Annotated in this window: 18 protein-coding genes; 12 read left to right on the top strand and 6 right to left on the bottom strand. The window is 70.4% G+C overall.

Going from position 1 to position 16,645, the window contains the following annotated elements; all coding sequences use genetic code 11:
* The first annotated feature begins 141 nt into the window (after window positions 1–141).
* The 6 genes from obgE (at window position 142) to bioB (ending at window position 5,868) form a co-directional block, all read left to right on the top strand.
* Window positions 142–1,167 carry a GTPase ObgE gene (obgE, locus tag AC1U7O_RS16105; protein ID WP_479895897.1) on the top strand — a complete coding sequence of 342 codons (1,026 nt, stop codon included), beginning with the start codon at window positions 142–144 and terminating at the stop codon, window positions 1,165–1,167.
* Window positions 1,149–2,270 carry a glutamate 5-kinase gene (gene proB / locus AC1U7O_RS16100; protein ID WP_479895896.1) on the top strand — a complete coding sequence of 374 codons (1,122 nt, stop codon included), beginning with the start codon at window positions 1,149–1,151 and terminating at the stop codon, window positions 2,268–2,270. The genes obgE and proB overlap by 19 nt, the downstream gene beginning before the upstream one ends.
* 76 nt (window positions 2,271–2,346) lie before the next feature.
* Window positions 2,347–3,033, top strand: a complete 687-nt coding sequence (gene nadD, locus AC1U7O_RS16095) for a nicotinate (nicotinamide) nucleotide adenylyltransferase (RefSeq protein WP_479895895.1) — start codon at window positions 2,347–2,349, stop codon at window positions 3,031–3,033.
* Entirely contained in the window at window positions 2,993–3,436 is a 444-nt protein-coding gene (gene rsfS / locus AC1U7O_RS16090; protein WP_479895904.1) for a ribosome silencing factor, read from the top strand. The genes nadD and rsfS overlap by 41 nt, the downstream gene beginning before the upstream one ends.
* A gap of 3 nt (window positions 3,437–3,439) precedes the next feature.
* On the top strand, window positions 3,440–4,837 hold the full coding sequence (locus tag AC1U7O_RS16085) for a tetratricopeptide repeat protein (RefSeq protein WP_479895893.1): 1,398 nt from the start codon (window positions 3,440–3,442) through the stop codon (window positions 4,835–4,837).
* Between the two features lie 29 nt (window positions 4,838–4,866).
* Window positions 4,867–5,868, top strand: a complete 1,002-nt coding sequence (gene bioB / locus AC1U7O_RS16080) for a biotin synthase BioB (protein ID WP_479895892.1) — start codon at window positions 4,867–4,869, stop codon at window positions 5,866–5,868.
* Here bioB and AC1U7O_RS16075 read toward each other — a convergent pair.
* On the bottom strand, window positions 5,855–8,455 hold the full coding sequence (locus AC1U7O_RS16075; RefSeq protein WP_479895890.1) for an FtsX-like permease family protein: 2,601 nt from the start codon (window positions 8,453–8,455) through the stop codon (window positions 5,855–5,857). The two genes, bioB and AC1U7O_RS16075, sit on opposite strands and share 14 nt — an antisense overlap.
* Window positions 8,456–8,579: 124 nt before the next feature.
* Between AC1U7O_RS16075 and AC1U7O_RS16070 the strand changes: the two genes are divergently transcribed.
* Window positions 8,580–8,858, top strand: a complete 279-nt coding sequence (locus AC1U7O_RS16070) for a LuxR C-terminal-related transcriptional regulator (protein ID WP_479895889.1) — start codon at window positions 8,580–8,582, stop codon at window positions 8,856–8,858.
* Window positions 8,859–8,893: 35 nt separating this feature from the next.
* Here the strand turns inward: AC1U7O_RS16070 and AC1U7O_RS16065 are convergent, their stop codons facing one another.
* Window positions 8,894–9,820, bottom strand: a complete 927-nt coding sequence (locus AC1U7O_RS16065; RefSeq protein ID WP_479895888.1) for a dihydroorotate oxidase — start codon at window positions 9,818–9,820, stop codon at window positions 8,894–8,896.
* Window positions 9,821–9,873: 53 nt separating this feature from the next.
* Window positions 9,874–10,539 (bottom strand): ABC transporter ATP-binding protein, encoded by a 666-nt coding sequence (locus tag AC1U7O_RS16060; RefSeq protein WP_479895886.1) that lies wholly within the window; start codon window positions 10,537–10,539, stop codon window positions 9,874–9,876.
* 142 nt (window positions 10,540–10,681) lie between these two features.
* On the opposite strand from AC1U7O_RS16060, the gene AC1U7O_RS16055 reads away from it, so the two are divergent.
* The 5 genes from AC1U7O_RS16055 (at window position 10,682) to AC1U7O_RS16035 (ending at window position 13,156) form a co-directional block, all read left to right on the top strand.
* Window positions 10,682–11,416 carry a double zinc ribbon domain-containing protein gene (locus tag AC1U7O_RS16055; protein WP_479895885.1) on the top strand — a complete coding sequence of 245 codons (735 nt, stop codon included), beginning with the start codon at window positions 10,682–10,684 and terminating at the stop codon, window positions 11,414–11,416.
* Window positions 11,417–11,428: 12 nt separating this feature from the next.
* Window positions 11,429–11,785, top strand: a complete 357-nt coding sequence (locus tag AC1U7O_RS16050; RefSeq protein WP_479895884.1) for an FmdB family zinc ribbon protein — start codon at window positions 11,429–11,431, stop codon at window positions 11,783–11,785.
* A gap of 127 nt (window positions 11,786–11,912) precedes the next feature.
* Window positions 11,913–12,086, top strand: a complete 174-nt coding sequence (locus tag AC1U7O_RS16045) for a helix-turn-helix domain-containing protein (RefSeq protein WP_479895883.1) — start codon at window positions 11,913–11,915, stop codon at window positions 12,084–12,086.
* A 15-nt stretch (window positions 12,087–12,101) separates the two neighbouring features.
* Window positions 12,102–12,542 carry a division/cell wall cluster transcriptional repressor MraZ gene (locus tag AC1U7O_RS16040; protein WP_479895881.1) on the top strand — a complete coding sequence of 147 codons (441 nt, stop codon included), beginning with the start codon at window positions 12,102–12,104 and terminating at the stop codon, window positions 12,540–12,542.
* Between the two features lie 8 nt (window positions 12,543–12,550).
* Window positions 12,551–13,156: a RusA family crossover junction endodeoxyribonuclease gene (locus tag AC1U7O_RS16035; protein WP_479895880.1), complete on the top strand. Its 606-nt coding sequence runs from the start codon at window positions 12,551–12,553 to the stop codon at window positions 13,154–13,156.
* Window positions 13,157–13,229: 73 nt separating this feature from the next.
* Here AC1U7O_RS16035 and AC1U7O_RS16030 read toward each other — a convergent pair whose 3' ends face one another.
* The 3 genes from AC1U7O_RS16030 to AC1U7O_RS16020 are packed head-to-tail and all read right to left on the bottom strand — an operon-like array spanning window position 13,230 to window position 16,526.
* Entirely contained in the window at window positions 13,230–14,462 is a 1,233-nt protein-coding gene (locus AC1U7O_RS16030) for an ABC transporter permease (protein WP_479895903.1), read from the bottom strand.
* A complete protein-coding gene (locus tag AC1U7O_RS16025) occupies window positions 14,462–15,229 on the bottom strand; it encodes an ABC transporter ATP-binding protein (RefSeq protein WP_479895879.1) in 768 nt (255 codons plus the stop codon). Before AC1U7O_RS16025 ends, AC1U7O_RS16030 begins: the two co-directional genes overlap by 1 nt.
* Window positions 15,230–15,257: 28 nt before the next feature.
* Entirely contained in the window at window positions 15,258–16,526 is a 1,269-nt protein-coding gene (locus AC1U7O_RS16020) for an efflux RND transporter periplasmic adaptor subunit (RefSeq protein WP_479895878.1), read from the bottom strand.
* Between the last annotated feature and the right edge of the window lie 119 nt (window positions 16,527–16,645).

Genomic DNA, 16,645 nt, shown 5'->3' with positions numbered 1-16,645 from the left:
TTACAAATGACGCAACGATCTGTCTCTCGGTAAGATTTTAGATGACTCAATACGGCCATTTGCCATCCCGCGGGCCGAACGTTATACTGCGGGACCACACCGGCCCCCCGCGCGGGGCCGAGCGGGCCCGGAGCGCGATTCATGCAGTTCGTGGACGAGGTCAGGATCTTCGTCAAAGCGGGGGACGGCGGGGATGGGGCCTGCAGTTTCCGGAGGGAAAAGTACGTGCCTCGGGGGGGCCCGGACGGCGGGGACGGCGGCCACGGCGGCAGCGTGATCCTCATCGCCTCGCACCGGCTGACGACGCTCCTCGACCTGCGCTATCAGCAGCACTACCAGGCGAAGCCCGGCGCGCCCGGCGAGGGCGGGAACCGCCACGGCAAGACCGCCCCGGACGTCGTCATCCCCGTCCCGGTCGGCACGATGGTCTTCGACGACGAGACCGGCGCGGTGGTGGCCGACCTGACCGAGGACGGCCAAACCTTCATCGCCGCGCGCGGCGGACGCGGCGGGCGCGGCAACTCGCACTTCGCGACCCCGACGAACCGCGTGCCCACCCGCGTGGAGCCCGGCCGGCCCGGCGAGGAACGCTGGCTGCGGCTGGAGCTCAAGCTGCTGGCCGACGTCGGGCTCGTGGGCTTCCCCAACGCGGGCAAGTCCACCCTCATCGCCACCCTCTCGGCGGCGCGGCCCAAGATCGCCGACTATCCCTTCACCACCCTCGTCCCCAACCTCGGCGTCGTCTCCTGGGGCGAGGACCGCAGCTTCGTCCTCGCGGACATCCCCGGCCTGATCGAGGGGGCGCACGAAGGCCGCGGGCTGGGGCTCCAATTTCTGCGACACATCGAGCGGACCTCCTGCCTGCTGGTCCTGATCGACATTTCGGAATGGGCGACGGAGGACCCGGTGGCGAGCTTCGAGACCCTGCGCCGGGAGCTGGCCGCCTACGACGAGACGCTTGCGGGCAAACCCTTCGCCGTCGTCGGCACGAAGCTGGACATCGCGGGCGACGGGACGCGCCTGGAGGCGCTACGGGCCTATTGTTCCCGCAAGCGGATCCGCTTCTTCGCCGTCTCCGCCGCGGCGCGGCTGGGGCTGGACGACCTCGTCACCTTCGTCGGGCGCCGGGTCGAGTCCCTGAGGACGCCATGCGCGGCCGGCTCCTGAAGCAGGTCAAGCGGCTGGTCGTCAAGGTCGGCAGCAGCCTGGTGGCCTCCCGCGAGTCGGGGCTGCGGCCGGACCGGATCGAGCGGCTCGCGGAGGACATCGCGGTGCTCAAGCGGGGCGGCCGGGCCGTCCTGCTCGTCTCCTCCGGGGCCATCGTCTCCGGGATCAAGAAGCTGGGCCTCCCCGCCCACCCCAAGAGCCTCCCCGTCAAGCAGGCGGCGGCGGCCGTCGGCCAGAGCCGCCTGATGTGGGCCTATGAGAAGGCCTTCGAGCAGCTCGACGAGAAGGTCGCGCAGATCCTCCTGACCCACCAGGATCTGGCCGACCGCCGACGGTTCCTCAACGCCCGCCACACGCTGACCGCCCTGCTCGCCTTCGGCGTCATCCCCGTGATCAACGAGAACGACACGGTCGCGGTCGAGGAAATCCGCTTCGGCGACAACGACACCCTGGCGGCCGAGGTCGCCCACCTGGTGGATGCGGACCTCCTGGTGATCCTCTCGGACGTGGACGGCCTCTTCACCGAAGACCCGCGGAAAAGTCGGGCAGCGACGCTGGTGCCGCTGGTCACGGAGATCACGCCGGACATCGAGGCCCGCGCGGGCGTCTCCAGCAGCTTCGAGGGCACGGGGGGGATGGCGACCAAGATCAAGGCCGCCAAGAAGCTCGCGGCCTACGGCGTGCCGACGTTGATCGTCAACGGCCAGCAGCCGGGACTCCTCCCTGCGGTGTTCGACGGCGCCGAGGCCGGGACCTTGATCCTGCCCAAGACGAAGCGCGTGAGCAGCCGCAAGCACTGGATCGCCTATACGCTCCGGCCGAAGGGTACCCTCACGCTGGACGGCGGGGCAGTGGAGGCCCTGACGCAGCGCGGCAAGAGCCTGCTCGCCTCCGGCATCCTGGCCGTGGCGGGTGAGTTCAAGCCGGGCGACGCGGTGAGCTGCGCCGACGCGGACGGCAAGGAGTTCGCCAAGGGGCTCGTGAACTTCTCCTCCGACCTCCTGAACCGGATCAAGGGGCTCAAGACCGCCGACATCAAGAAAGCCGTGGGCGAGCAGGAGTACGAGGAAGTCATTCACCGCGATAATCTGGTGATCCTGTGAGTCGTCGGTGTTGCGTCAGGGAGCGGACCCTCCTTCATCACTCAACGCTCGATGCGCAACGCTCAACACTCAACCCATGAGAATCGGGTTATTCGGCGGGACCTTCAACCCCGTGCACCGCTGCCATCTGGTCGTGGCCGCCCAGACCCGCGACCGGCTCAAGCTCGACCGCGTCCTCTTCATCCCCTCCGGCGATCCCCCCCACAAGCCGACGGCCGACCTTGCCCCCTTCGCGCACCGGCTGGCAATGGTGCGGCTGGCCGTCGCCGGCGAGCCCTCGTTCGCGGTGTCCGACATCGAGGGGCGGCAGACGGCCAAGTCCTACTCGATCGCCACGGTCCGGCGGCTCCGTGACGGCCTGGCGCCGGGGGACGAGCTGGCCTTTCTCATCGGCCTCGACGCCTTCGTGGAATTTCCCGGCTGGCGCGAGCCGGCCGCGCTCCTGACGCTCTGCGATTTCGTGGTGCTTTCGCGTCCCGGCTCGTCGTTTCGGTCGCTCCTGGGGCTCGCCCCCCTCCCCCCCCTCGACCCCGCCGCCTTGGCCGCGCTGGACGCGGGGGAGAGCGACCGCCTGGACGCGCCCCTCGGACAGGGGAGAACCCTCACCCTCCTGCGGCTCCCCCCCTGCGAGCAGTCGGCCTCGGACATCAGGAGCCGGCTCCGGCGCGGGCTGACCGTCTCGTCGCTGTTGCCTGCCTCGGTGGAATCCTATATAATCGCCCATCACTTGTACCGGGGGGGAAGCGATCGCACCGGAAGCTAAGGCCAAAGCCCTCGCCATCGCTTCGGCGTCTCTTGAGAAGAAGGCCGATGACGTTCTGGTCCTCCACGTCGCGAAACTGACCTCCGTCGCCGACTACCTGGTCCTGTGCTCCGGAGAGTCCGAACGCCAGGTGCGGGCGATCGCGGAGCACATCGACGAGACGCTCTCCCGGCGTCGTTCCCCGCCCCTGAGCATCGAAGGCGCACCGGCGTCCCGCTGGATCCTGATGGACTTCGGTGACGTGGTCGTCCACGTGTTCACGTCGGAGGTGCGGGAGCACTACGCGATCGAGAAGCTGTGGGCCGACGCCCCGCGCGTGCGCCTGCCGGCTCGGACGGCGGTGCCGCCGGTCGGCCCGGCGGCGCCGCCGCGGCGTTCCGCCCGCTCGCGGAATCAGGGATAGCCCATGCTCCGGTTCATCGTCACCCTGTTCCTGATCATCGGCGCGAGTTTCATCTACGTTTACTTCCACGAGCTGAACCCAGACCTCGTCACCCTCCACGCCGGCCCGAACACCGCCATCGAGGTCAGCCCCGTCTCCCTCGTGCTCACCTCCATGGCGATCGGCGCCCTCATCGTGACGCTGCTCGTGGGGATCCGCGAGACCAAGCACTTCATCCTCAACTGGCGCAGCACCCGCCTGCGCCGGCGGGAGGAGCGGGTCGAGGCCCTCTACCGGGAGGGCACGCACGCCTATCTCTCCAAGCGCACGGCCGAGGCCGTCGGCCTGTTCCAGAAGGCCCTCGCCCTCGACCCCAACCACGTGGACTCGCTCCTGTGGCTGGGCAACATCCACCGGTCCGAGCGGAACTATCCCGAGGCCATCCGCCTGCACCGTACCGCCCGCAGCCTGGACGAGCGGAACGTCGAGGTGCTGCTCGCGCTGGCCAAGGACCTGGAGGGCGCAAAACGGTTCGAGGAGGCGCTTCAGACCCTGCAGGAGATCCTCCGGCTGGATCAGGGCAATCTGACCGTCCTGCTGCGCGAGCGCGACCTCTACATCCGCCTGGAGAAATGGGCCGACGCCCTGGACATCCAACAGCGCCTGATGAAGGCCACGCTGTCGGAGCCGGACCAGCGGGCCGAGACGCAGATGCTCGTCGGCCTCACCTACGAGGTCGGCCGGCAGCATCTGGAGCGGGGGCACCCCGATCGCGCCCGCCCCTATTTCCGGGGCGCGATCAAGCGGGACAAGAACTTTCTCCCCGCCTACATCGGTCTCGGCGAAATCCTGATCCACGAGGGCAAGACCCGGAACGCGGCCGAGATCCTGGAGAAGGTGTACCGGAAGACCGGGAACATCATCCTCCTGCACCGGCTGGAGGAACTCTGCCTGGAGATGGGCGAACCGGGCGAGATCATCCGGGTCTACCAGGAGGCGATCCAGCGCGACCCGCAGAACGCCGTGCTGAAGTTCTACCTCGGCAAGCTCTACTACCGGCTGGAGATGATCGACGAGGCGTTCGACCTGCTCCAGACCCTGGAGGGCCCCCAGGACCAGATGGCCGACTACCATAAGATCATGGCCAACCTCTACCTGCGCAAGCAGCAAATGGACGAGGCCGTCCGGGAGCTCAAGAAGGCCCTCGGGTTCAACAAGCGCGTGGTCGTGCCCTACCTCTGCACCGCCTGCCAGGCCGAATCGGCCGGCTGGGCCGGGCGCTGCCACCGCTGCGGGCGCTGGAACACCCTCGTCGCCCTCCCCTGGGTGGACGCGGCCGGAGCCGGGGGCCCCCGCGTCGAGGGCGCGGCGACCGCCTCGATTCCCTACCAGGGGCTCGCCTCGCCCTTCGAAACCGTCTGAACGAATCCCCATCGCATGGAGCACTCGTCATGACCGACTACCGGGAGTTTGCCGCCAAGGCCCTGCGCGACGAGGTCCTCAGCCGCGAGGAGTGTCGCGCCGTCCTGACCGCGCCGGACGAGCGCCTGCTGGACCTATTGGCCGCCGCCTTTACGGTCCGCGAGCGGCACTTCGGGCGCACCGTGCGGCTGCAGATGCTGCTCAACGCGAAGAGCGGGGCCTGTCAGGAGGACTGCCGCTACTGTTCCCAGTCATCCGTCTCCGGCGCCGAGATCGAGCGCTACGGCCTCCTGCCCAAGGACCGGATGGTCGAGGGCGCGCGCCGCGCGGCGGCGGCCAAGGCCCAGCGGTACTGCGTCGTCATCAGCGGCCGGAGCCCCCTCGACCGCGAGGTGGCCGAGATCGCCGAGGCCGTCCGGGCCATCAAGCGCGAGGTCCCCATCCAGGTCTGCTGCTCGCTCGGCCTGCTGGACGAGGATCAGGCCCGCCGGCTGAAGGCCGCGGGCGTGGACCGGATCAACCACAACTTGAACACGAGCGAGGCCTACCACGGCGAGATCTGCACGACCCACACCTTCCGCGACCGGCTGAACACGATCAAGCACGCGCGGACCGCGGGGCTGGAGATCTGCTCGGGCGGGATCATCGGAATGGGCGAGGACGACGAGGACCTGATCGATCTGGCGATGGCGCTGCGGGAGGTCAAGCCCGACTCGATCCCGCTGAACTCCCTGCACCCGGTCCCGGGCACGCCGCTGGAGCACTGCCGACAGCTCACCCCGCAGCGGTGCCTGAAGGTGCTGTGCCTGTTCCGGTTCCTCCATCCGCGGACGGAGATCAGGGTCGCCGGCGGGCGGGAGTTCAACCTCCGGTCGCTCCAGCCCCTGGCTCTCTACGTCGCGGACTCCCTCTTCGTCGGAGGCTACCTCACGACCCCCGGCCAACCCGCGCCGGACGCCTGGCGGATGATCGAGGACCTCGGCTTCCAGGTGGAAGCGGACTACCCGCCGACGCGGCTCACTCGTACCTGAGCCCCTCCGCGATCGGTTGCCGTGCAGCCCAGCGCGCCGGCAGGTAGCCGGCGGCCAGGGCTGCGGCCAGCGCCAGCGCGCCGGCCTCCGCGAGCAGCCCCGGCGGCACAAGGAACTGGATCGTCCAGCCGAAGGACTGTTTGTTGACCACCCGCACCAGCAGCACCGCCAGCAGCAGTCCGCCCACGAGTCCCGACGCCCCGCCCAGCAAACCCAGGTAGAACGCCTCCCAGAGCACGAGCCGCCGGAGCTGCGGGCGGCCGGCGCCGACGGCCCGCAGCGTCGCCAGCTCCCGCTGTCGCTCCAGCACCGACGTCAGCAGGGTGTTGACGATGCCGAGCACCGCGATCGCCACCGCGATCAGCTGCAGCGCGTAGGTCACGGTGAAGGTCCGGTCGAAGATGGCGAGGATCTCCCGCTTGAGCTCGGCGTTGGCGATCACGGCCAGGTGGCCTTCGCGTCCGACGCGCTCCTCGATGGCGCGCCGGACAGCCGGCGCCTCCGCATCCGGTTCAAGGTAGGCGGCCAGGACCGTCGCCGTGTCGTCCCCCCAAAGCTCCCGGTACAGCGATCTGTCCATCACGACCTTGCCGCCGTCCGTCGCATAGTCGTAGAAGACCCCCAGGACGGGGAAGCGCCGATCGCCCGACGGCGTCATGATCGCGACGGTTCCGCCGGCCGCCACCCCCAGGGCGTCCGCCAGCACCTCGGACAGGAGCACCCCCCCCTCGGCGGCCGCCCGGTCGAGCAACTCCCGCGAGTCCCCCGCCAGGAAGAGGTACCGGCTGCGCGCCGCGTGGATCCGCAGGTCGCGCGCGACGAGCGTCGCGGGCCGGCCGCCGAACTCGACCTCCAGTTGCCGGTAGGCGTCCACCGCCGCCACACCGGGCACGCCGGCCACGACCTCGCGCCAGCCGGCCGGGATGCGCTTCGCCAACATCCCCTGCTCCTCGCCCTGGAGCCAGGAGGGGGTCGCGACGACCAGGTCGGCGAGGATCGTCTGGTTGATCCACTCCTCCACCGTATGGCGGAAGCTCTGGATCATCACCCCGACGCCGACCATGATGGCCACGCCGACCATCAGGGCGGAGATCGTGACGGCGTTCCGTCCCGGAGCCCGCGCGATCTGGTCGGCGGCGATGAGGCCGAGCGCCCCGTCGCGCCCCGCCCACCGGAGGGGCCCGCGCCGGAGGCGCACCACCGCGCCGCAGCCGCGGACGAGCGCGGGCGCGAGCAACGAGAGGCTCATGAGCAGGCAGAAGGTCGCCGCATAGCCGAAGAGGGGGAGCCCGTGGACGGGACCGGGCAGGGCGAGCAGACCGGCCAGGACGAGGCCGATCCCGCCCGCCGCCGCCATGGCCGTGACGCGCCGGCCGCGCACCACCTCGTATTCCCCCGGGGCGAGGGCCCGGGCCGGGAGCGTGCGGCTGGCCTCCAGGGCCGGCCCCAGGGCGCCGAGCATGGACACCGCCACGCCGAGCGCGATCCCCTGGGCCAGCAGACCCGGCGGCAGACCCGGAGCCTCGCCCCCTCCCGCGGCGACCGGCACGTAGAGTTCCGAGACCGTCCGGCTGACGAGCGCGAGCAGGCCCCGCGCCAGCCCCACGCCCAACCCCGACCCGGCCAGGCCGCCGACCAGCCCCATCACGGCCGCCTCGGCCAGAAACAGCGCCAGCAGGGCGCCGCGCGTCATGCCGATGGCCCGCAACATCCCGATCTCCCTCCGTCGCTGGACGACCGCGAAGGAGACGGTGTTGTAGACGAGGAGCAGCCCGACGAGGAGCGCGACCGCGCTCAAGGTCGCGAGGTTGAGCTGGAAGGCGCGCAGCATCCGCTCGACCTGCTCGTTGCGGCGCGCCGGACGGGATACCGTCAACGGCGGGGGGAGCGCCGTGGCCAGTTCCGCGGCGACCTCGGCGACCGACCCGGCCGGATCGGTCACGAGGTCGATGCGGTCCAGCCGGCCCAGGAGCCCGAACTGCGCCTGCGCCGCCGCGATGTCCATGACCGCCACGCGGTCCCAGACCGACGGCCGGCCGTCCTTCGCCTCGACGAGGCCACGGATGACGAGCCGCCGGGACACCGTCCCGACCAGCACCGTCACCTCGGATCCGACGCGCACCCCCCAGTCCAGGGCCATCCCCTTCCCTAGAAGGAGGGTCTCGGGCTCGAGCAGGACCTCGAGTCCGGCTTCGCCTTCCTTGAGGGTTTCCACTCTGATGGCCTTCAGGTCGGCCGCCTCGAGAAGGTCCAGGCCGAGGATCGGGAGCGGCTTGCCGGTATGGGGGCCGGCCGCGAGGGTTGCGGCCTCCTGGATGACGGGGGTGGCGCTGAGAACCCCATGATGTTTCAGGAGAACCGCGATGATCCGCTCATCCAGCCCCAGGTCGCCGCCGCTCACCTGCAGGGTCGCACGGCCGGCCACCGCCAGGACGCTCTCCTCGAAGGAGCGTAACACCTCGACGTTGGCGCTGCGGATCGCCACCGACACCGACACGCCCAGGGCAATGCCCAGCATGGTCAAGCCGGTGCGGACCGGGCGGTCCAGCAGGTGCCGGCGGCTGAGGAGGGTGAGGGCCCCGATCATGTGACTCCTGATAGGTCAGATTATTCGTAGTGAAAATCACGAATTTGGTATTTACAGCGCGGGGAAGCTCTGTTACACTGGCGCCTAGGGTAGTAGATCAACCTATCGCGGAGGACACATCCCCGTGGCCAGGCAACCAGCCAGGAAGAAAGCACGGAAGGCTCGTTCGGCGGCGCGGGCCAACGCCACCCGCGCCCTGACGCCGCGGCAGAAGGAGATCTTGCGCCTCGTCGCCCAGGGCCTGACGAACCGGGAGATCGCCGAGCACCTCGACATCAGCGTCCGCACCGTCGAGGTCCACCGGTTCAACCTGATGCGACGGCTGCGAGTGCGCAACGTGGCGCAACTGCTGCGCCAGGCCCTGCAGTTGCGTCTCCTGCCGAGAAATTTCGCGCTCCGCTAGCCGGGCGCCGCGCGTCGCCGCCCACGCGGCGCCGGTCAGAGCTCCTTGAGCTTCCCCCGGCAGGCCGCGACGGAGGGGTAGCCCTTCGTGCGCAGGACGGCGGCCAGCTCCTCCTCCAGTCGGGCGAAGACGCCGACCCCCTCCTCGACGAGGGCCGTGCCCACTTGCACGGCCGACGCCCCGCACAGGAAGTGCTCGAAAGCATCCCGGCCGGTGACGATCCCGCCCGTCCCGATGATCGGCAGCCGCCCCTGGAAGAGCTTCCAGAAAGCCCGCACGTTGGCCAGCGCCACCGGCTTGATGAGCGGCCCTCCCAGCCCGCCGAACCCGCCCTTGGGCTTGATCACGACGCATTCCCGCTCCGGGTCCACGACCAGGCCGTTGCCGACCGAGTTGATCAGCGACAGGAAATCCGCCCCCGTCCGCTCGATCACCTTCGCCATCGCCTCCTGGTGCGCCGGGTCGAAATAGGGCGGGAGCTTGACGCCCATGGGCCGGGTCACGATTTTGCGCAGCCGCGCGAGCAGCCGCTCCGACGCCTCCGCGTCGTAGCCGATCTGCGGCTTGCCCGGGATGTTCGGGCAGGAGAGGTTCACCTCCACCAGGTCGGGGCCGCTGGCGTCGATCGTCTCGGCGATCTTCAGGAAGTCGTCCTCGCAGAGCCCGGCCACGCTGGCGATCACCGGCTTGCCGAAGCCGCGCAGGGTGGGGATCAACTCCGCGTAGGCCCGGTAGCCGAGGTTCGGCAGGCCCATCGAGTTGATCGAGCCCGTCGCGAAGCTGGCGTACCGCGGCTCGGGGTTGCCGGTCCTCGGCTCCAGGGTCATGGACTTGGTCACGATGGCTCCGGCGCGGGATCGGCCCAGCGCGTCCAGCTCCTGGGCGGTCACGCAGAGGGCGCCCGAGGCATTCATGAAGCAGCTCGGGAAGCGGACGCCGGCGATGGCGGTGGAAAGGTCCATGGGGTTGGATGGTTGGTGATTGACGATGCGGGCGGAACGTCCGCCGCCCGCGGTTAACGCACGAGTCTCCCGTCTTTCATCGCGAAGCGGCAGTCCGCCCGGGCGGCGGCGGTCTCGCTGTGCGTGGCCAGCAGGACGGTCTGCCCGGACCGCTCCGGGAGGGACCGGAGCAACGCGACGACCTCCTCGCCGTTCTTCGAGTCCAGGTTGCCCGTCGGCTCGTCCGCGAGGATCAGCCGGGGGCCCGGCGCGAGGGCCCGGGCGATCGCGATCCGCTGCTGTTCCCCGCCAGACAGCTCGCCGGGGCGGTGCCGCGCCCGATGCCGGAGCCCGACCAGGTCCAGGCACTCCTCCACCCGCTTGCGGACCCGGTGCCCCGCCTCGCCCCTGAGCAGCAGCGGCAGCGCGACGTTCTCGGCGGCGGTCAGGCCGGGGATGAGGTGAAAGGCTTGGAACACCATCCCGATCAGCTCACGGCGGGCGCGAGTCCAGTCGGCGTCGGTGAACCCCCGCGTGGAGCGCCCGGCCAGGCAGATCTCGCCGGCCGTCGGGAGATCGAGTCCCGCCACCAGGTTGAGCAGCGTGCTCTTCCCGCAGCCGCTGGGCCCGGTGAGCGCGCAGAATCGTCCGGGCGGCACCTCGAGGCTGACGTCTCGGAGCGCCGGCACGGTCGCACGGCCCCGCACGTACTCCTTCGAGACATGGTCCAATCTGACCACACGCCGGTTCCTCCGGGATCGCCCGCGCCGCGGCGGCGTCTCCCCTATACCACAGCAGGGGGTGGTCCACAAGCCGGGAGGCGGGCGTCGCCCTTGACAGCGCCGCGAGGAGTTCCGTACAACCGCAGCGGCGGAAGGAGCCATGGGAGCCCTGGGCGCGCTGCTGCGACGAGTGGTGAACCTGATCTTGCCCGCGGATTGCGCCGGCTGCGGGGCGGAGCTGGCCGGCGCGGCCGCGCCCTTTTTTTGCGGAGCCTGCTGGGCGCGCCTCGAGCCGATCCGCGGCCCGGTCTGTCCGCGCTGCGGGCAGCCGTTCCCCTCCGAGTTCGCCCTGACGTACAGCCCCCGTCATGTCTGCGGCCCCTGCCGTCTTCGCCCGCCCGCGTTCACCGAGGCCCGGTCGCTCTTCGTCTACGCGCCGCCGCTGCGCGACGCCATCCACCTGCTCAAGTACCGCGGCAAGGTGGCGCTGGCCGGAACGCTCGGCGACCTGATGGCCGAGGCCTATGAGCCGCCCGCCGGCCTGGAGGTGATCGTGCCCGTGCCGCTCCACGCCGCGCGGCTGCGGGATCGCGAGTTCAACCAGTCGCTCCTGCTGGCCGACCGGCTCCGCCGGCGGCTGGGCCTGCCGGTCTCGCCCATGGGGCTGGTCCGCCTGCACGCCACGGCGCCCCAGACCGAGCTCAGCCGCTCGGCGCGGCTCAAGAACCTCCGCCGCGCCTTCGCCGTTGCCGACCGCGACCGGCTGGCCGGCAAGACGGTGTTGCTCGTGGACGACGTCTTCACCACGGGCACGACGGTCAACGAATGCGCCAAGGCCCTGCGCAAGGCCGGGAGCGGCGATGTCTTCGCCGTCACCCTGGCGCGGACGATCTGAGACGAGGACGCCATGCCGATCTACGAATACCGCTGCCTCGACTGCGGAAAGCGCAGCGCGCTGCTGGTCCTGAGCCTCGCCAACCCCGCCCCGCCCGCCTGTCAACATTGTCGGAGCGCGAAGCTCGAACGGCTGATGTCCCGCTTCGCCGCCCCGAAATCGGAGGAAGCGCGGCTGGAGGCCCTGGCCGACCCCTCCGCCTACGGCGACCTCGACGAAAACGACCCGGCCGGCATGGAGCGGTTGGCGAAAAGGATGGGACGGGAGTTGGGTGAGGACCTCGGGGAGGACTTCGGCGACGAGCTCGACTCGGCCATGGAGGGGGAGGCCGGCGGCGAGACGGAATCGGACCCCATCGGCATGGATTGACCGGCATTGACAGGAATGTTTGCTTGACAAGGCGAGGGATTTGCCCTAGCCTACCTCCTCACGCTTCGTGAACCGGATCGGCCATCCTCGATGGACCATGGCTCCGACAGCTTCCCAGGACGACTTGATGACCGCGGCGGAGACCTGCCGCTACCTGCGGATCGCGCCGCGCACGCTCTACCGATACATCCAAGAGCGCCGCATGCCGGCGTTCAAGCTGGGGAAGGAGTGGCGCTTCGTGCGTTCGGACCTGGAGCAGTGGCTCCGGGGACGGCGCGCCGTGCCGCGCCGCGCGCGGTAACCGGGAGGACCGTCCATGTTCGCGGGTGAATACCTCTGCAAGCTGGATGAGAAGGGCCGGTTCATCGTACCCTCCCCCATGCGGGAGCGCGTGGAGGCGGAGGGCAATGGCGTCGTCTTCCTCAAGGGCCCCGAGCAGTCGCTGTGGGTCTACTCCGTCCAGGAATGGGCCAAGGTCCTGGAGCGGACCCGCGCCAAGCTCGACGAGGACCAGAGTCGCCTGTTCATGCACCACTTCGTCGCCGAGGCCGGCACCTCCGACGTCGACAAGGCCGGGCGCGTCCTGATCCCGACCCGGCTGCGCAAGCAGATTCCGGTGGACGAGGAGCAGGAGGTCGTCCTCGTGGGGCTCTACAACCGCATGGAGATCTGGAACCCCTCCGAGTGGCGCAGGTACCTGGCGAAGTCGGAAGACCAGTTCGAGCAGAACCTCGGCAAGATCATGAACCTGCTGTAGCGCACGCAGTGGCCAAGCGCGTCTCTTCAGCGGTCCCCCGCCTCAAGGCCGTCGCCCTCCGCTCCATCTCCTACCGGTCCTCGCGGCTGGGCGCGATCGCGGCGCCCGCGACGCCGCTGGCCGGAATGCCTTCCCCGCGCCCGCCGTTCCCCCGCCGGACGTCCGGCCCCCGGCGGGCGCCGCTTCCGACCGCCGCCCTCCCGACCGCGGCCGAGATCTCCGCCTCGCGGCTGGCCATCACGCTGCCCGTGCCGCCGAGCGTCAACCACCAGTACGCCACGGTGAACGGCCGGCGGGTCCTGTCGGCCCCGGGCCGCGCGTACAAGGATTTCGTCGCCCGCGAGATGCTGACCGCGCTCCTCCGCTCCCCGCACCGCGCCGCGCTGCTGCGCCGGCTCTCCGGCGCCGACCTCGCGCTTGCCATCCGGTTTCATTTCGCCTCGCCGCGCCGCCGCGACGTGGACGGCGGCCTCAAGATCGCCCAGGACGCGCTCTGCGAGGCCCTCGGCCTCAACGACAACCGGATCGTCGAGATTCACCTCTACAAGCACCGCGACCCGGCGACGCCGCGGATCGAGGTGACGCTCACCCCCGCGGGGGCCGCCGCGCCCTAGCCGCTCCGGCTTCGCGCGTCACCGAGCCGCCCCGCCAGGCGCGCCGGAGCGGCCGCCCTCACCCGCCGCCCGCCTACTCGTAGCGCAGCGCCTCGATCGGGTTCAGCCGCGCGGCCTTGTTGGCGGGATAGAGGCCGAAGAAGAGCCCCACCGCGAGCGAGAAGAAGAACGCGACCACGATCGACTCGGCCGAGATGATCGTCGGCCAGCCCGCCAGCACCGTCGCCAGCTTCGCCCCCAGCACCCCGACGACGATCCCGAACAGCCCCCCGATCAGGCTCAGCGTCATCGCCTCGATCAGGAACTGCACCAGGATCTGGCGCCGCTTCGCCCCGACTGCCATCCGCACCCCGATCTCCCGCGTCCGCTCCGTGACCGACACCAGCAGGATGTTCATGATCCCGATCCCGCCCACCAGCAGCGAGATCGAGGCGATGCCGAACAGCATCGTCGTCAACGTCCGGCTCGCCCCCTCCTGCACGCTCCCCATCTCCACCTGCGTGCGGACCGTGAAGTCGTCGGGCTGGCCGGGCTGCAGCCGGTGGCGCACCCGGAGCACCTCCTTGATGGCCGCCGCGGCCTCGTCCAGGTCTTCCGCCCGGTCCGTCGAGGCGAACAGCGCCCCCACCGAGCCCAGGAACTGGGAGCCCAGCACCTTGCGCTCCGCCGTCGTGAAGGGGACGAAGACGATGTCGTCCTGGTCCGAGCCCTGCGAGGACTGGCCCTTGGGCGCCAGCACGCCGATCACCCGGAAGGGCACGTTCTTGATCCGGATCGTCGAGCCGACCGGGTCCTCGCCGGGCCCGTAGAGATTCTCGACGACCGTCTGCCCCAGCAGGGCCACGCGGGCCGCCGTGTCCATGTCCGTCTGCGTGATCGGGCCGCCGGCCACGTAGTCCCAGGCCCGGATCGTCAGGTACCCCGGCGAGACGCCGTTGACGGGCGCGTTCCAGTTCCGGTTTCCGTACACCACCTGCATCACGTCCCGCTTCGACCAGCCGACCTCGTTCAGCAACGGAATCTTTTTCTTCATGTCCAGCGCGTCCGCGACCGTCAGCGTGACCGCACTCCCCTGACTCCCGCGCACGCCCCCGACGGTCGTGGCGCCCGGCAGCACGATGATCATGTTGGAGCCCATGCTGGCGATCTGGGCGCGCACCGCGGCCTTGGCCCCCTCCCCGATGCTCACCATGGCGATCACCGCGCCGACGCCGATGATGATGCCGAGGGCGGTCAGCCCGGCGCGGAGCCGGTTGCGGCTCAACACCCGGAAGGCGGTCAGGACGGTGAGGACGATGAAGGGCATCATGGGGCGGGGCTCGCGTCTTCCGCCGCGCCGACGGCCGCCGGCTCGGCGCGCTCGTCGCCGACGATGCGTCCGTCCTTCACCAGCAGGCGGCGCGCCGCGTAGGCGGCGATGTCGGTCTCGTGGGTCACCAGGATGATCGTCAGCCCGTCCTCGCGGTTCAGACGGGTCAGCACGGCCATGATCTCCCCGCTGGACTCCGTGTCCAGGTTCCCGGTCGGCTCGTCCGCCAGCAGGATCGAGGGCGAGGCGACGAGCGCCCGGGCGATCGCCACCCGCTGCTGCTGCCCGCCGGAGAGCTGCGCGGGATAATGGTGCTCGCGGCCCGAGAGATCCACCCGGGCGAGCGCCGCGGCGGCCAGGGCCCGTTGCTCGCGCAGCGGCAGCCCGCGGTAGAAGAGCGGCAACTGGACGTTCTCCAGCGCGCTGGTCCGCGGAATGAGGTTGAAGCTCTGGAAGACGAACCCGATGCGCTGGTTGCGGATGTCCGCCAGCTCGTCCGAGCCGGCCCGGCCGACGTCCCGCCCCTCCAGCTCATAGCAGCCGCTCGTGGGGACGTCCAGGCAGCCGAGGATGTTCATCAGGGTGGACTTGCCGGAGCCGGAGGCCCCCATGATGGCGAGGAACTCGCCCCGCTCGATGCGGAGGTCCACGCCGCGCAGGGCCTGCACCTCGACGTCGCCGACCCGGTAGATCTTCCAGAGGTCCCGACAGAGAATCAGGGGGGAGGAGGCGAGCGGCCGACTCTCGCGGGGTCGTTCCGTCAACTCAACACTCACCGCGCGCCCCTGGCGATCAGAGTCCCCGGTCCCGCGAGCCGCCGCGCGGGCGACCGCCGGCCCCGAACCCCGGCGGCAGGGCCTGAGCCTGGCGTGCGCTCCCGGGCACCTCGATGCCGACGATGACCTGGTCGCCCTCGGCGAGCTGGCCCGTCACGAGCTCCGTCGCGAGGCCGTCGGAGATGCCCGGCTCGACCGGCACGGCTTCCGGATCCCCCGCCGCGTTCAGCCGCCAGACGCGCCGCGGCGCGGCACCCCGCTCCGCCGATCCCGCCGCGGAGCGCGCGGCCCCCGCCGTCGGCCCTCCCTCCTCCCCCGCCAGCCGCTCCGCCCGGGGCGGCGTGAACCGCAGGGCCGCGTTCGGGAGCTTCAACACATCGTCCCGTCGAGCCACCTCGATCGCCACGTTGGCCGTCATGCCCGGCTTGAGCCGCAAGTCTCGGTTGTCCACGGCGATGACGACGTGGTACGTGACGACGTTCTGCACGTTGATCGGAGCGTTGCGCACCTGCCGCACCTGCCCCGTGAACTGCTGGCCGGGATAGGCGTCCACGGTGAAGTAGGCGGTCTTGCCCTCGGCCACGCCGGCGATGTCGGACTCACTGACGTTCGCCTCGACCTGCATCTTGGTCAGGTCCTCGGCCACGAGGAACAGCGTCGGGATGGCGAAGCTCGAGGAGAGGCGCTGGCCGACCTCCACCTGCCGGGAGATCACGATCCCGTTCACGGGCGAGCGGATGACCGTGTACTTGAGGTCCAGCTCGGCCGCCTTCAGGGCCGCCTCGGCCTCCCGGACCTGGGCCTCGGCGAGCGCGAGCTGGGCCCCGGCCCCCTCCAGCGCGGTCAGGGCCACGTCCACGTCGTTCTGGGAGACGAACTGTTGCGTCTGGAGGCGTTTCAAGCGCTCCGCCTCGCGCCGGCGCTGCGCGAGCTCGGTGCGCATCTTGACGACGTTGGCGCGCGCCATCGCGAGGTTGGCCGCGGCCTGGTCCCGCCGCGCCTGGTAGGGAAAGGGATCGATCCGGGCGACCACGTCGCCGGTTTTGACGACCGAGTTGAAGTCCGCGTGGAGGCTCTCCACCATCCCGGACACCTGGCTGCCCACCTGCACGATCGTGACGGGGTTGACCGTGCCGGTCGCCGAAACGATGGAGACGATGCTGCCGCGCTCGACCGGCGCCGTCCGGTAGCGGATCGGCGCCTTGCGCTCGCCCTTGAAGAAGACGTAGCCGCCGATGGCGAGACCCGTCGCCAACACCGCGACGATCAGGACGAGCTTGCGCACGGCGCCCCCTTCTTCCCCTCAGACGGCCGGCAGGCCGCCCCATTCTAGCAGGGGACGCAGGGGTCTTCCACCCTTCTTCACGGAGGGCATCCCCCGGACGGCTCGCCCCCGAACGACGA

Source organism: Candidatus Nitrospira neuquenensis (assembly GCF_979578155.1).
This window is presented reverse-complemented; position numbering and strand designations above follow the sequence as displayed.